This window comes from Ruegeria sp. HKCCD7303 (assembly GCF_013111185.1).
Taxonomy (GTDB): Bacteria; Pseudomonadota; Alphaproteobacteria; order Rhodobacterales; family Rhodobacteraceae; genus Ruegeria.
Genome location: NZ_WVRE01000002.1, coordinates 423,384 through 436,952 on the forward strand (window position 1 = coordinate 423,384; position 13,569 = coordinate 436,952).

A 13,569-nucleotide genomic window follows, 5' to 3' on the forward strand; every position below is an offset into this window, starting at 1 on the left:
GGCAAGCCATGAGCAATGACATCCATCTGGATCTTGCGGCGGTAGACAGGTATCTCAGCGCAAATCTCTCTGGTTACGAAGGTCCGTTAGAGGCGACAAAGTTTTCAGTTGGGCAGTCCAATCCAACATTTGAGCTTAGAACGCCGGGCAAAACCTATGTGCTAAGGCGAAAGCCACCTGGCGTTCTTCTGAAATCGGCACATGCCGTAGACCGCGAGTTCAGAGTTCAAAGCGCGCTGGCAGGCAGCCAAGTGCCCGTGCCCATGATGTTTCTTCTGTGCGAGGACGACAGCGTCATAGGCTCGGCCTTCTACGTGATGGAGCGTCTGCACGGCAGAATTTTTCCCGAACCAACGCTGCAGGGCGAAACCAACGAAACGCGCGCGGCCGTGATGAATGAGATGAACAGGGTTCTTGCCCAGTTGCACATGGTCGACATCGATGCCGTGGGGTTGTCCGATTATGGGCCGACTGGCAATTACTATGAGCGTCAGATCTCGCGCTGGACCAAACAGTATCGTGCGTCAGAGACTTCGGTGATCGAAGACATGGATGCCTTGGCCTCCGAGCTTGAAAACTCTGTACAGCAAGATGACGGGCAGCGAACGCTGGTGCATGGTGACTATCGTATAGACAATCTGATGTTCGCAGCTGAAAGCGCTGACTGTATCGGCGTATTGGATTGGGAACTGTCAACGATCGGGCATCCCTATGCAGATCTGGCAGCCGTGATTATGCAGTGGCAGTTGCCTCCGGGAAAACAAGGGCGCGGGTTGGCCGGAGTTGATCGCGGCAATCTGGGCTTGCCCAGTGATCAGGCCTTTGTCGCCCAATACTGCAAGCGGCGCGGTTTGGATGGAATTGAAAATTTCGGTTTTTACCTAGCTTTCAATTTCTTTCGCATGGCTGGAATTCTGCAAGGTGTCTATAAACGCGCGCTGGATGGAAATGCCTCTGACCCAGAGCGAGCCAAGGCATACGGCGCTTATGTTCCCCTGTTCGCGCAGCACGGTCTGAAAGCGCTTCACGGCACTTTCACATAAACCTGTAAGTTACAGGTTTTACACGCCGTTTGACATTAGAAGCTCAACTTCGACATTGGGCAGACTGTTCTTGCCAAAGAACATCTCGGGCCCGACGAACAGGCTTGGAACACCAAATACTCCGCGTCGCACGTTGGCTTTGGTTTGATCTTTCAAGTCCTGTTTGACGTCAGGATCGCTCATTGCCTCGCGGATCTTGCGAACGGGCAGTTCGTTCTCTTGCAAGATGTCGATCAGCACGGCGAGCTCATCGACCTTTTGCCCGTGCACCCAAATCGCATCAAAAACCGCGCTTATGTATTTACTTTCCCAAGATTTTCCCCTTGCAAAATGCGCGCCGCGCATCGCGAATTTTGTGTTCATCGGAAAATGCGGACTCATGTGAAAACTCAATCCACGCCGACGCGCAAAGCGGTGCAGGTCATGCGTGAGATACGCTGTTTTCTGGCGGTTCTCGGAAAAGGCTTGAAACGGGCTTTGGTTATGGGTCGCTTTGAACACGATAGGTAGTAGGACAGGGACATAAGTGAACTTAACATCATACCGTGCCGAAAGCTCTGGCAACGTTTTATGCGCCAAAAAGGCATTTGGGCTGCAAAAATCATAAACAAAATCTATGCTTTGCGTCATGGTGTTCCTTTCCAGTGGTCTGGTGATACCTGACTCTGTCAGCCCTTTCGAATCCAGGCCAGCCTCAGTTTAACACTTCATCGCAACGCGGGCTTGCGAAGTCTTTGGGGAAGCTACCTACTAGTAAAAAAATTCTCTGTTAACTCGCCCCTTAAACCGACACACTCAGCACGGAAACCAGATGGAAGAGGTCGAATGCCCCACCAAAACGTAAGTTTTGATCCGTCGCGATTGGATCATATTCGGGCCTGGATGGACCGCTATGTTGAGCAACGAAAATACGCAGGGTCGTCTTTTCTGTTGCGGCAAAGCGGGTCCGAAGCCTTTTATCACGCAAGCGGTCTGCGCAATCGGGAAGTCAACCTGCCATTTCAACGCGATACACTGGTGCGCATCTATTCCATGACCAAGCCGATTACATCGGTTGCCCTGATGATTCTGGCTGAGCGCGGGTTATTTCATCTGGACGCTCCGCTGTCTGATTTCCTTCCTGAATTCAAAGAAATGCGCGCGCTTGTTGCAGGAGCTGAAACTTTGGAGCAGACGGAAGACGCTCCATCGCCAAGCTTGCATCAGATGATGACTCATACCAGTGGTTTTAGCTATCCCTTCAACCCCGGAATTCTGCCCCAAGCCATGGATGAACAGGATCTTATGTTCAAGCCTGATCAAGGGCTTTTGGAAGATCGCGTCCGGGATCTGGCACGGTTTCCTTTGGCCTTTCAGCCCGGTGCGCGTTGGGAGTATTCGGTCGGCACAGATGTTTTGGGTCGTGTGATCGAGGTGGTATCAGGTCAGACGCTGGATCAATTCTTTCAACAGCACGTATTTGAACCGCTGGACATGCGTGAGACCGGGTTTTCGGTGCCACCTGGGGCAGGGGACCGATTTGCGTCGCTCTATACACCGTTGGCAGGGGACGCGATGGCGCTTAATTCAGCAGATCAGGGCGGCGACAGCTTGCGATTGGTCGACAGCTATGACGGATCGCCGTTCAATAGCACGACGACTTTATCAGGCGGCGGCGGTTTGATTTCGACACTGGATGATTACGCCAAGTTTGCAGATATGTTGCGCAATCGCGGCACTGGGAACGGCCACCGTTTGCTTGGATCCAAGACCGTAGAGTTCATGATGCGCAATCACTTACCGGGTGATATCGCATCGATGGGTCCAAAAAGTTTTGCGGAACAGCCGATGGAGGGGATGGGCTTTGGCCTTGCGGGGTCGGTGGTTTTGAACCCCGGACGTGTGCGGGTGCCCGGTTCGATTGGGGATTTCAGTTGGGGCGGTATGGCCTCGACCTACTTTTGGATTGATTGGCAGAATGACCTGACAGCCGTTTTCTTTACGCAATTGTCGCCATCCAGTTCGTACCCATCGCGGGCCGAGCTTAAAGCGCTGGTTCACGCGGCCATGATTGGATGATTTCTGTCTGCCTGATACCCGGTGGTCGAGCAAATGATCATGCGAGCACAACATGACCGAAGCAGAACGCATCTTACTGGATCTTCTGGACATTGAACGACTCGAAGTCGATTTGTTCCGTGGTACGGGGTCCGGGGGTGAAACACAAACACGCATTTTCGGCGGACAGGTCATTGCACAGGCTCTGGCCGCTGCATATCGAACTGTGGAAGACCGTCTGTGTCATTCCCTCCATGCGTATTTCATTCGTCCGGGTGATCCTGAAAAGCCCGTTATTTATCAAGTTGATAGGGCGCGAGATGGAGGTTCGTTTACAACCCGACGCGTGGTTGCCATTCAGCACGGAAAGCAGATCCTGAACATGTCAGCTTCGTTTCACGTGCAGGACGAAGGCTGGGATCATCAGCACCCGATGCCAACTATGAACGCGCCGGAAAGCTATCCGTCCCGTTCCGAGTTGCGACAGTCTTATGTTGACCGAGTGCCCGAGCGCCTACGCGGCGAGTTGTTGCGAGAACGTCCGATCGAAGTGCGCGATGTGGACCATTTGGATCCGTTCACGCCGAAGGTGTCGGATGATCGGAACCAAACCTGGTTTCGCATGGCTGCTGCGGCTTCGGCGGACGAAATTACGCAGCACCTATTGCTGGCCTATGCCTCTGACATGAACCTCATGTCCTCAGGCTTGCGCCCACATGGATTGAGCTGGTTTACCGGAGAGTTCAACGGCGCAAGTCTGGATCACGCGCTTTGGTTTCATGCGCCTGTTCAGTTTCAGAATTGGCATCTCTATGTAATGGATTCGCCCTGGACGGGGCAGGGACGAAGTTTTAACCGCGGCTCTATCTATTCCGAGGACGGAACGTTGATCGCCTCTGTAGCTCAGGAAGGGTTAATGCGCAGGGTTCAGAAAAAAGGCTAAAGGTCGCTGGTAAATTTTTGATTTAGTTTACCCATTCCCGATAACCACCTGTCATAATCGGCTGATTTGTGCTGCATGTAATCCAGAACTTGCGGATGCGGCAGGACCAAGAATTGTTCTTGCTCAATAGCTCTGACGCAAGCTCCGGCGACGTCACTGGGATCGAGCATACCGTCAATGGATGCAACCGACACGTCATGTCCTTCGGTCATTTTTGACCGGACACCTTGTGGGCACAATACCGAGACCCGTAAACCTTGTGATCTGTATGTCAGTGCAAGCCATTCTGCGAAACCGACGGCAGCGTGTTTGCTTACAGCATACGGAGCGGCTCCTGGTTGGTTCAGCAAGCCGGCCGCTGAGGCGGTTGTCAGAATGTATCCGCCACCGCGAGCGATCATACGTGGAACCAGATGCCGCGCTGTCCAAACATGTGACATCACATTGATTTTCCAAATCCGCTCCCAGTCTTCATCTGGAACGTCGAATCCGCCAAGCGTCAGAATTCCGGCATTTGCGCAAAACAAATCAATCGGACCCACAGTGTCTTCTGAGAACTCTATCAGTGCTTTGATTTGATCCTCGTTGGACACATCGCAGGGAAATGCATGGCCATCGATCTGATCCGCCACAGATTGCGCGCCGGCATCGTCGACATCGGAACACACGACAAGCGCACCTTCATCGGCAAAACGTTTGGCCAGTCCACGACCGATGCCATGCGCAGCACCGGTTACGACAACTGTTTTGTTTCTAAGGTCCATTTTCGTTCCTATACGCTCGGTTGGAATACATCGACATTGAATACATGCGTACGGTTAAGCAACCTTAGTGACTATTTACCATAATACCTATTACACGCATTATTTATGAAAGGTTTTTAGATGCTGTCATCCCGTCAACAAGTGCTCGCAAGCTCTTGGTTTAAAAGCCTTTCAGCTCATCCGAGTGCGTACCCTGCGCCGCGTACGGTCCGCACTGGATCTTCACCGCCATGTTGCGTCAACGCTTTGCGCAGCCGTCCAATGTGGACATCAACAGTTCGGGTATCCACATAGATGTCTCGGCCCCAAACGCGGTCCAGCAATTGTTCGCGGCTCCAGACCCTGCCCGGCTTTTCCATGAAGGTGCTAAGCAGACGGAACTCTGTTGGACCGAGTTTCAAAGGTTTGCTGTCTCGGCTGACTTTGTGTGTCTCAGAATCCAGAACGATGTCGTCAAACTCCAGACGTATCCCAACCGTTGCCGGACGAACCCGGCGAAGCTGTGTGCGAACGCGCGCCATCAATTCGACAACAGAGTACGGTTTCACCACGTAGTCGTCCGCACCGGTTTCCAGACCACGCACTTTGTCGACTTCTTCCGTGCGCGCCGACAGCATGATAATCGGGATCGAACGTGTCTCGGGACGACTTTTCAGGCGACGACAAACTTCGATCCCGCTGAGGTTCGGCATCATCCAATCCAGAACGATGATATCCGGACAATCTTCGTCTACCAGCAGCATGGCCTCATCGCCGCTGGCGGCTTTCGAGACGCGAAACCCTTCTGCTTCGAGGTTGTAGGCCAGCACTTCGCGTTGCGCCAGTTCATCCTCAACCACCAGAACTGTCGGTTGATCTGCGGACATCTCGGTCGTCTCCTACACGGTTTGCGACGTTGTGTCGGCCTTGGGCCGTGCCTCGGTTGGGCGTTCTCCGGTGACCAGATAGACCACCTGCTCGGCAATCGAGGTGACGTGATCGCCCATACGCTCGATGTTCTTGGCGATAAAATGCAGGTGCATACAGGACGAGATATTGCGCGGATCCTCGGCCATGAAGGTCAGAAACTCTCGGAACAGCCCATTATACATCTGGTCGACATCTTCATCGCGGTTGATGACATCGGTCGCCAGTTCCGCATCGCGTTGAATATAGGCATCCAGCGCATCGCGCAGCATCCGCTCGACTTCGCGCGCCATGCGGCGCAGGGCTGCGGCACTTCCGTTGATCTCGCCCGCATCGACCAGGACCGTGGTGCGTTTGGCGATGTTCTTGGCATAATCACCGATCCGCTCAAGATTGCCCGAGACTTTCAGGACAGACAGAACCAACCGCAAATCGCTGGCTGTGGGCGCACGCAGTGCGATCAGGCGCGCGGTTTCTTCGTCGATGATATCTTCCAGCGCATCGATGGCTTTGTCGCCTTGCCGCACTTGCTGCGCCAGTTCCACATCGCGGGTCTCTAACGAGCGCGCGGCGCTCATGATGGCGGCTTCGACAAGGCCGCCCATCTTCATGATATGCGCTTGGATCGCCTCGAGATCGCGATCGAATACGGATGCAATATGTTGTTCGCTCATTGTCAAATACCTGAACTCAGCCGATACGGCCGGTGATGTAGCTTTCCGTGCGCGGATCTACAGGGTTGGTAAAGATTTGTCCGGTTTCCCCGAACTCGACCAGATTTCCCAGATGGAAGAAGGCGGTTTTCTGGCTGACCCGTGCAGCCTGCTGCATCGAGTGGGTCACGATCACCACCGAATAGCGCGAGCGCAGTTCGTCAATCAGTTCTTCAACTTGCGCAGTCGCAATTGGGTCCAACGCCGAGCATGGCTCGTCCATCAGCAGAACTTCGGGTTCAGTCGCAACGGCGCGTGCTATGCACAGACGCTGTTGCTGACCACCCGACAGACCTGTGCCGGGCGTGTCCAAGCGGTCTTTTACCTCATCCCAGATCGCGCCACGACGCAGGGATTTTTCAACGATTTCATCCAGTTCTGCCTTGTTCTTTGCAAGACCGTGAATGCGTGGACCATAGGCCACGTTATCGTAGATCGATTTTGGGAACGGGTTCGGCTTTTGGAACACCATGCCCACCTTGGCGCGCAGCTGAACCGGGTCAACGCGTTTGTCGTAGATGTCTTCGCCATCCAGCAGGATATCGCCTTCGACCCGGCAGATGTCGATGGTGTCGTTCATCCGGTTCAGACAGCGCAGAAACGTGGATTTGCCGCAGCCCGACGGGCCGATAAAGGCGGTCACAGTCTTGTCTTCAATCGCAACATCCACGTCTTTGATGGCGTGAGTGTCGCCGTAATAGACCTGAACCTTTTTGGCGTTGATCTTGATGTCTTTGGAGTCCACGGCTCTCTCCACTCGTGTCATATCGTTCATTGTTGCCCCCTCTTACCAGCGGCGTTCAAAGCGGCGGCGCAGGATGATTGCGATGATATTCATGGTCAGCAGGAACATCAAAAGGATGATAATGCCGCCCCAGGCTTTCTCATAAAACCCAACATCGGCGCGCGCGGCCCAGGTGTAGATCTGCGCTGGCATGGCCGAGTTCGGCTCGGTGAAGCCAGCGACGAAGCCATCGGGATATCCGCGGGCCACAAAGCCCACCATGCCGATCAGAAGCAACGGTGCGGTCTCGCCCAGGGCTTGCGCCAGACCAATGATGGTGCCGGTCAGAATACCCGGTGCGGCCAGCGGCAGAACGTGGTGGAACACGGCCTGCATTTTCGAGGCCCCTACCCCCAACGCCGCGTCACGGATCGACGGGGGAACTGCCTTCAGCGAAGCGCGGGTCGAGATGATGATTGTCGGCAACGTCATCAGGGTCAGCACCAGACCACCGACCAAGGGCGCCGATTGCGGCAGATGCATAAACTGGATGAACACGGCCAGACCCAGAATACCGAACACAATCGACGGAACAGCGGCGAGGTTCGAGATGTTCACCTCAATCAGGTCAGTAAATCGGTTCTGCGGTGCGAATTCCTCAAGGTAAATCGAAGCCGCGACACCGATGGGCAATGACAGCGCCAAAACCACCAGCATCATGAAGAACGAACCAACAACCGAAGCGCCGATGCCCGCCCCTCCGGGGTTGTCCACGCCCGAGTCTGCACCTGTAATGAAGGGCCAGTTAAATGCCTGTTTGATGATCCCCGCCTCTTTCAGCGCATCAACCAGATCCAAGTCGCTCAGTTGCAGAAAGCGGCTGTCTTGCAGGGTGTCACGTGAAACGCGTCCCTTGAAGTATCCGTCAACCCGGCTTGAGGCGGCCAGATCGAACTGTACCGCTTCCCCCAGTTTGTCTGGGTTGTCCGCGTAAAAGGTGCGGATCGTGCCACCCACTTTACCCAAAAGACGCTCAATCGCGTCCTGATCGAAATCGACGGTGACACCGCTTTCGGTCAACTGATCGTTCAGCGCACCGATAAACAGGTCGGAATAGGCTTTGGTCTTGAACAGAGTGCCTTCCGCTTCGTCGCGTTGTGCCGGCGACAGTGTGAACTCGACGCTCACGACGGTACGCTGAAAGGCTGGGATGCCCTGCGAAAGGATCGAAGCGAACAGCACGATCAGAAAGAAAAGCCCGGTCGCGATTGCAACGATGCCGTAGGCCCGAAAGCGTTTTTCTGCATTCGCTCGCTTCTTTGTCCGTGCATCCGTGGCCATCAAAGAAGTCGCGTGGCGGGTCGTGTTCGGGCTGTCCATGCTTGCGTCGGTCATTCGTACTGCTCCCGATACTTACGCACGATGTAGAGGGCAAAAACGTTGAGCCCCAGCGTGAGGATGAAAAGGGTCATGCCAAGGGCAAAGGCGACTAGCGCCTCGGGCGAGGCGAAGTCCGCGTCGCCGGTCAACTGACTGACGATTTTGGCGGTGACGGTTGTCATTGCTTCAAAAGGATTGAGGCTGAGCCGGGCGGCGGCCCCTGCCCCCAAAACCACGATCATGGTTTCACCGATCGCCCGCGATGCCGCCAGCAGGATCGCACCCACGATACCGGGCAATGCGGCTGGCAGAACAACTTGGCGAATGGTCTCGGATTGGGTCGCACCCAAACCGTAAGATCCGTCGCGCATCGCCTGAGGTACCGCGTTGATGATGTCGTCAGACAGAGACGAAACAAATGGGATCAGCATGATCCCCATCACAATACCGGCGGTCATTACGGCTGTACCTGCCTTCATCCAGCCCAAACCGTTATCGCCGAACACGTCCAGCAAAAGCGGGCCGACAGTCAACAGGGCAAACAGACCGTAAACGATGGTCGGGATCCCGGCCAGAACCTCAAGCAGCGGCTTTGCGACAGAGCGCACGCGGGATGAGGCGTATTCGCTGAGGTAAATCGCGGCAAACAGTCCGATAGGAACAGCCACCAGCAGAGCCACCAGCGAGATATAGAACGTGCCCCACAGCAGAGGAATGATCCCTAGATCCGATGCGCCGCCGCGGCCCGAAAAGCTGGGCGCCCAGGTTGTCCCAAAGAAGAAGTCAGACGCGGGATAGAGCTTGAAGAACTCCCACGTGTTGAAGACCAGCGACAGAACGATTCCGATGGTCGTCAGAATCGCGATAGATGCCGCAGCCAGAAGCAGAAAGCGTATCCCCTGCTCGACCACGTTGCGGGCACGGTAGTCGGAATGTGTCTGAAACCAACTGATTGCGGCTCCAATCAGAGCCACCAGAATGACCGCACCCGTCATGATCGCGTAACCGGTGGAGTTCATGGCGCGGTAGCTTTGTGCAGCTCGCAGAACTGGCTGAGTGATCTCGGACGTCACCACCTGCCCGGCATCTTTCAGGCGTTGCGTCACGTCGGTTACGTCCGCGCGCGCGTTGCGGGCCTGATCTTCCGAAAGTACGCCGGCGGCCACAGCGTTGTTCAGCCCGTCCGCCGTGCGGCGTACTTCAGCCATAACCAGGCTTAGTGACGAGCCTTCTTTGACGGAAGTCTCTGGGATCATTTCGGAAACCTGAGACGACACGTAAAGTGGCTGTGCCAGCAGCCAAATGATCAGTAGACCAAAGGCGGGGACAACGGCCTTGAGGGCTACATTTGCACCGTAGTAAGTTGGCAGCGAGTGCAGGTTCCTGCTGTCTCCACCGGCGCTTTGCAAGGCGCGTGCGCGTCCTGACACATAACCGACTGCGGCGATCGCAAGCACGATCAGAAAGAGCCATAGTATCGGCATGACACCCCCGTAAGGTCTTGGCTGGGAATTTCGGAAAACACAGTTGGGGGCGGCATAAGTTGCCGCCCCCGGTTATTCAAGCCAAAGGCGGGATTAGCTTCCCGAACCCATGGTAACTTCGTTAGCGATGGCGTCCTGGGTCTTGGCCAGCTCAGGATCTGCAACCAGGCCGTAGTTGGCCAGAGGGCCGGAACCGCCTGCGATTTCGTCAGCAGTAAAGAACTGTGCGTATTCTTTCAGGCCAGGGATCACGCCGATATGCGCTTTCTTGACGTAGAAGAACAGCGGACGCGACACAGGGTATTCACCCGACGCGATGGTCTCGGTCGACGGTGCGATACCGCCCATGGTGGCCACTTTCAGCTTGTCGGTGTTGTTCTCATAGAACGCCAGACCGAACACGCCGATGCCGTTGGGGTTGGTGTCGATACGCGCCAGAGTTTCGGTGTAGTCACCGTCGATGTCGACCGACTTACCGTCGGTGCGGACGTCCAGGCATGCGTCTTCGGCGTCATCCTCGCTCATGCCGCCTGCAACCATGGCTTCCATGGCACCAGTGGCTTCGCAGCCTTCCAGCAAAACTTTGTCTTCGAACACTTCACGGGTGCCGTGCTTGGTGCCCGGGATGAACATTGCGATTTCAACGTCCGGCAGATCGGCGTTGAACTCGGCCCAGCTGTTGAAGCTGTTGTCGACCAATGCGCCGTCTTTCATGACTTTCGAACCGATGGCGTTGTAAATGTCGGCAGGCTCGAACGCAGTGAAGGCAGGGCCCGACTGCTGGCTGGCAAATACGATGCCGTCATAACCGATGCGGACTTCCATGATGTCGGTCACGCCGTTTTCGGCACAGGCTTTGATTTCTTTTTCGCGGATTTTACGCGATGCGTTTGCAACGTCGATGGTGTTTTCGCCAACACCCTCACAGAAACGCTTCAGACCGGCCGAAGAGCCGCCGGATTCTACAACCGGGGTCGGGAAGTCGGTGTTTTCACCGAACAGTTCAGCAACAATCGAAGCATAAGGCAGAACGGTCGACGAACCGGCAACCTGTACGTTGTCACGGGCAGCAGCAGTGGTTGCCGAGACGGCAGCAATCGCCAGCGCAGAAGCCGACAGTTTTACAAAGGACATTTCAGTCTCCCTGAAAAGGTATGTTTGATCACCCCCATGATGATCCTGCGCGAACCCCTAGGCCGCATGCGTAAGCCTTTTGTGACAAGTGTGTAACGGTTTTATGACAACATGCGTTTTGTAACGCTTTACTTGTCGTAAAGTGATCCGACTGGGCGAAGCGGCGGTTTTTAAAGTCCGCTCTGGCAACGCGTCACCGTGGCAAAATCACCGTAAAAACAGAGCCTTTTCCCAATTCGCTCTCAACTCTTAGCCGTCCCCGGTGCCGGTTGACGATGTGTTTGACAATGGCAAGCCCAAGCCCTGTTCCCCCCAGTTGCCGGGATCTGTGGCTGTCCGCGCGATAGAATCGCTCTGTCAGACGTGGCAGATGAATCGGATCTATGCCGGGGCCTTTGTCGATGACCTGAACCCGCACCGACGGCCCCCTCAGCGCAGTGTCTCGTTCCATGGACAAAACGCGTACTGTCACGTTGCCGCCGCTGCCCCCGTATTTTATGCCGTTTTCGACGAGGTTGGTGAAAACCTGACGCAACTGGTCGCTGTCGCCGGTGACCGACACCGGTCCGTCCTGCGCTTCGAGTACCAAGGCCACGCCTGCGTCCTCGGCCAGAGGGCGCACTGAGTTCAGAATGGATTGTAACAGCCCCGTTAGTTCTAGCTGTTCAATGGGTCGGACGCGTTCTTCGCTTTCGACCCGATTGAGAGACAGAAGATCGCCAACCAATCGGTTCATTCTGTTGGCTTCATCCGTCATGATCTGAAGAAACCTCTCCCGCGCGCCTGGATCATCGCGCGCCGGGCCACGTAAGGTTTCGATAAAGCCCATCAACGCGGTCAGCGGGGTGCGCAACTCGTGGCTGACATTGGCCACAAAATCCCGCCGCATCTGGCTGGCGTGTTCCAGATGGGTGATGTCCTGAAATGAGGCCAAAACAGCCCCACCTGATACCGCGCCAACACCGTTCATATAGCGGCAATCAACCTCAAACGTCGTATCCTGCGCGCCGTCATTGGACAGGTGGCGCGTCTTTTTTGTGCTTTTGGTTTGGAGGCTTTGTTCAATGGCTTCCAATACCTGCGGTTGCCGCAGGATCGTGGCGAAGTGGCGTCCGACGATATTCTGACCAAGCAGAGTCTTTGCATCGGTATTGGCGGCAATGATCCGTTCCGTCTGATCCACCATCAGCGCGGGCATCGGAATCGCTTGGACAAATTCGTCTAACAGCTCGGTGGACATGACTTAAAACTCAATTGGCCCGAACGCCTTACGAGACAGGTTTTAAAGTTTTGCGAAACTTGCGCATGTTTTCCTGATAGTGAAGTGCGCTGAGTGTGATGCGTTGCGCCGATGCCTCGTCCAACTGTCGCACAACTTTGCCCGGCGCACCCATGACCAGCGAATTGTCTGGAATTTCTTTGCCCTCGGTGATCAGGGCCCCTGCCCCAATCAGACAATTTCGCCCGATCTTTGCGCCGTTCAAAATGATCGCGCCCATACCGATCAGTGAGTTGTCTCCAATTGTACAACCATGAAGCATGACCTTATGCCCGATCGTGCAGTTTGCCCCGATGGTCAAAGGAAAGCCCGCATCGATATGCATGACGCAATTCTCCTGCACGTTGCTTCCCGCGCCTACGCGGATTTCTTCGTGATCGGCGCGTATCGTACAGCCAAACCAAACCGAGGCACCCTGCTCCAACACCACTTTGCCAATCAGGTTGGCGTCGGGCGCGACCCATGTGTCCTCGTGTAAGTCCGGTGCGTGATCTCCCAAGGCGTAAACGGTCATGACAGGCCCTCGAACTCATTTTGCAATTTGCGCACATGCTGTTGCAGCTTTGGTTGCTGGATACGGCGCATTCGCTCGGCGCTGACAATGGTCTTCAGCTTTTCTTCGGTTGCCTCAAGATCATCATTAATCAGGACATAGTCGTAATAGCCCCAGTGGCTGATCTCATCCCAGCTTTTGAGCATGCGCTTGCCAATGACGTCATCGCTGTCCTGACCACGTGTCTCAAGACGGCGGCGCAGTTCGGGGATCGACGGTGGTAGAATGAAGATCGACAGGGCATGTTTGCCAAGGTCAGAGTTTCTGATCTGCACCTCACCTTGCCAATCAACGTCGAACAGAACATCCTTGCCAGTGTTGATCGAATTGCGCACGGGTTCCGCCGGTGAACCGTAGAAGTTCCCGAAAACATGGGCGTGCTCCAGCATCTGCCCTTCGGCCACTTGTTGCTTGAACTCGTCCTCTGACAGAAAGAAATACTCGCGCCCATGTTCTTCACCGGGACGCGGTGCGCGGGTCGTGGCCGAGATCGAGAATTCCAGATCTGTGTCCCAGGCCATCAGCCGTTTGGCCAACGTGGATTTGCCTGCCCCGGACGGAGAAGACAGGATGATTAAAAGGCCGCGGCGATCCGCCATGTCAGATGTT

Annotated in this window: 14 protein-coding genes; 3 read left to right on the plus strand and 11 right to left on the minus strand. The window is 55.2% G+C overall.

Translation table 11 applies throughout. The features are described from left to right. Window positions 1–8: 8 nt before the first annotated feature. Window positions 9–1,043 carry a phosphotransferase gene (locus tag GS630_RS06745; protein ID WP_171619024.1) on the plus strand — a complete coding sequence of 345 codons (1,035 nt, stop codon included), beginning with the start codon at window positions 9–11 and terminating at the stop codon, window positions 1,041–1,043. Between the two features lie 18 nt (window positions 1,044–1,061). On the opposite strand, the gene GS630_RS06750 is transcribed toward GS630_RS06745, so the two are convergent. Further along, window positions 1,062–1,673, minus strand: a complete 612-nt coding sequence (locus tag GS630_RS06750) for a 2-hydroxychromene-2-carboxylate isomerase (RefSeq protein ID WP_171619026.1) — start codon at window positions 1,671–1,673, stop codon at window positions 1,062–1,064. A 195-nt stretch (window positions 1,674–1,868) separates the two neighbouring features. On the opposite strand from GS630_RS06750, the gene GS630_RS06755 reads away from it, so the two are divergent. Continuing rightward, entirely contained in the window at window positions 1,869–3,101 is a 1,233-nt protein-coding gene (locus tag GS630_RS06755) for a serine hydrolase (protein ID WP_171711917.1), read from the plus strand. Between the two features lie 52 nt (window positions 3,102–3,153). After that, entirely contained in the window at window positions 3,154–4,023 is an 870-nt protein-coding gene (locus GS630_RS06760) for an acyl-CoA thioesterase II (protein WP_171619030.1), read from the plus strand. On the opposite strand, the gene GS630_RS06765 is transcribed toward GS630_RS06760, so the two are convergent. From GS630_RS06765 to gmk, 10 genes are all read right to left on the minus strand, one after another. After that, on the minus strand, window positions 4,020–4,787 hold the full coding sequence (locus GS630_RS06765; protein ID WP_171174008.1) for an SDR family oxidoreductase: 768 nt from the start codon (window positions 4,785–4,787) through the stop codon (window positions 4,020–4,022). The two genes, GS630_RS06760 and GS630_RS06765, sit on opposite strands and share 4 nt — an antisense overlap. A 176-nt stretch (window positions 4,788–4,963) precedes the next feature. Then, window positions 4,964–5,653, minus strand: a complete 690-nt coding sequence (phoB, locus tag GS630_RS06770; protein ID WP_171090046.1) for a phosphate regulon transcriptional regulator PhoB — start codon at window positions 5,651–5,653, stop codon at window positions 4,964–4,966. A gap of 12 nt (window positions 5,654–5,665) precedes the next feature. After that, a complete protein-coding gene (gene phoU, locus GS630_RS06775) occupies window positions 5,666–6,367 on the minus strand; it encodes a phosphate signaling complex protein PhoU (RefSeq protein ID WP_171090044.1) in 702 nt (233 codons plus the stop codon). A 16-nt stretch (window positions 6,368–6,383) separates the two neighbouring features. Beyond that, the gene (gene pstB / locus GS630_RS06780; protein ID WP_171619032.1) at window positions 6,384–7,181 is read right to left on the minus strand and encodes a phosphate ABC transporter ATP-binding protein PstB; all 798 of its coding nucleotides are present in this window, start codon (window positions 7,179–7,181) and stop codon (window positions 6,384–6,386) included. A gap of 12 nt (window positions 7,182–7,193) precedes the next feature. After that, window positions 7,194–8,525, minus strand: a complete 1,332-nt coding sequence (pstA, locus tag GS630_RS06785; RefSeq protein WP_171619034.1) for a phosphate ABC transporter permease PstA — start codon at window positions 8,523–8,525, stop codon at window positions 7,194–7,196. Continuing rightward, window positions 8,522–9,994, minus strand: coding sequence for a phosphate ABC transporter permease subunit PstC (gene pstC / locus GS630_RS06790; RefSeq protein ID WP_171174013.1), 1,473 nt, complete (start codon window positions 9,992–9,994; stop codon window positions 8,522–8,524). Before pstC ends, pstA begins: the two co-directional genes overlap by 4 nt. 93 nt (window positions 9,995–10,087) lie before the next feature. Continuing rightward, the gene (locus tag GS630_RS06795) at window positions 10,088–11,128 is read right to left on the minus strand and encodes a substrate-binding domain-containing protein (RefSeq protein ID WP_171090036.1); all 1,041 of its coding nucleotides are present in this window, start codon (window positions 11,126–11,128) and stop codon (window positions 10,088–10,090) included. A gap of 193 nt (window positions 11,129–11,321) precedes the next feature. Continuing rightward, window positions 11,322–12,368: an ATP-binding protein gene (locus GS630_RS06800; RefSeq protein WP_171238858.1), complete on the minus strand. Its 1,047-nt coding sequence runs from the start codon at window positions 12,366–12,368 to the stop codon at window positions 11,322–11,324. A 28-nt stretch (window positions 12,369–12,396) separates the two neighbouring features. Then, complete coding sequence (locus GS630_RS06805; protein WP_171174017.1) at window positions 12,397–12,921, minus strand: gamma carbonic anhydrase family protein; 525 nt, start codon at window positions 12,919–12,921, stop codon at window positions 12,397–12,399. Next, complete coding sequence (gene gmk / locus GS630_RS06810) at window positions 12,918–13,559, minus strand: guanylate kinase (RefSeq protein ID WP_171090030.1); 642 nt, start codon at window positions 13,557–13,559, stop codon at window positions 12,918–12,920. The genes GS630_RS06805 and gmk overlap by 4 nt, the downstream gene beginning before the upstream one ends. Window positions 13,560–13,569: the final 10 nt, after the last annotated feature.

What these genes read in the sequence shown, in the direction of transcription:
- GS630_RS06755 (WP_171711917.1), top strand. Translation starts at nt 1,869, where the DNA reads ATGCCCCACCAAAACGTAAGTTTTGATCCGTCGCGATTGGATCATATT.
- phoB (WP_171090046.1), bottom strand. Translation starts at nt 5,653, where the DNA reads ATGTCCGCAGATCAACCGACAGTTCTGGTGGTTGAGGATGAACTGGCG.
- GS630_RS06745 (WP_171619024.1), top strand. Translation starts at nt 9, where the DNA reads ATGAGCAATGACATCCATCTGGATCTTGCGGCGGTAGACAGGTATCTC.
- gmk (WP_171090030.1), bottom strand. Translation starts at nt 13,559, where the DNA reads ATGGCGGATCGCCGCGGCCTTTTAATCATCCTGTCTTCTCCGTCCGGG.
- GS630_RS06750 (WP_171619026.1), bottom strand. Translation starts at nt 1,673, where the DNA reads ATGACGCAAAGCATAGATTTTGTTTATGATTTTTGCAGCCCAAATGCC.
- phoU (WP_171090044.1), bottom strand. Translation starts at nt 6,367, where the DNA reads ATGAGCGAACAACATATTGCATCCGTATTCGATCGCGATCTCGAGGCG.
- pstB (WP_171619032.1), bottom strand. Translation starts at nt 7,181, where the DNA reads ATGAACGATATGACACGAGTGGAGAGAGCCGTGGACTCCAAAGACATC.
- GS630_RS06800 (WP_171238858.1), bottom strand. Translation starts at nt 12,368, where the DNA reads ATGTCCACCGAGCTGTTAGACGAATTTGTCCAAGCGATTCCGATGCCC.
- GS630_RS06795 (WP_171090036.1), bottom strand. Translation starts at nt 11,128, where the DNA reads ATGTCCTTTGTAAAACTGTCGGCTTCTGCGCTGGCGATTGCTGCCGTC.
- GS630_RS06765 (WP_171174008.1), bottom strand. Translation starts at nt 4,787, where the DNA reads ATGGACCTTAGAAACAAAACAGTTGTCGTAACCGGTGCTGCGCATGGC.
- pstA (WP_171619034.1), bottom strand. Translation starts at nt 8,525, where the DNA reads ATGACCGACGCAAGCATGGACAGCCCGAACACGACCCGCCACGCGACT.
- pstC (WP_171174013.1), bottom strand. Translation starts at nt 9,994, where the DNA reads ATGCCGATACTATGGCTCTTTCTGATCGTGCTTGCGATCGCCGCAGTC.
- GS630_RS06805 (WP_171174017.1), bottom strand. Translation starts at nt 12,921, where the DNA reads ATGACCGTTTACGCCTTGGGAGATCACGCACCGGACTTACACGAGGAC.
- GS630_RS06760 (WP_171619030.1), top strand. Translation starts at nt 3,154, where the DNA reads ATGACCGAAGCAGAACGCATCTTACTGGATCTTCTGGACATTGAACGA.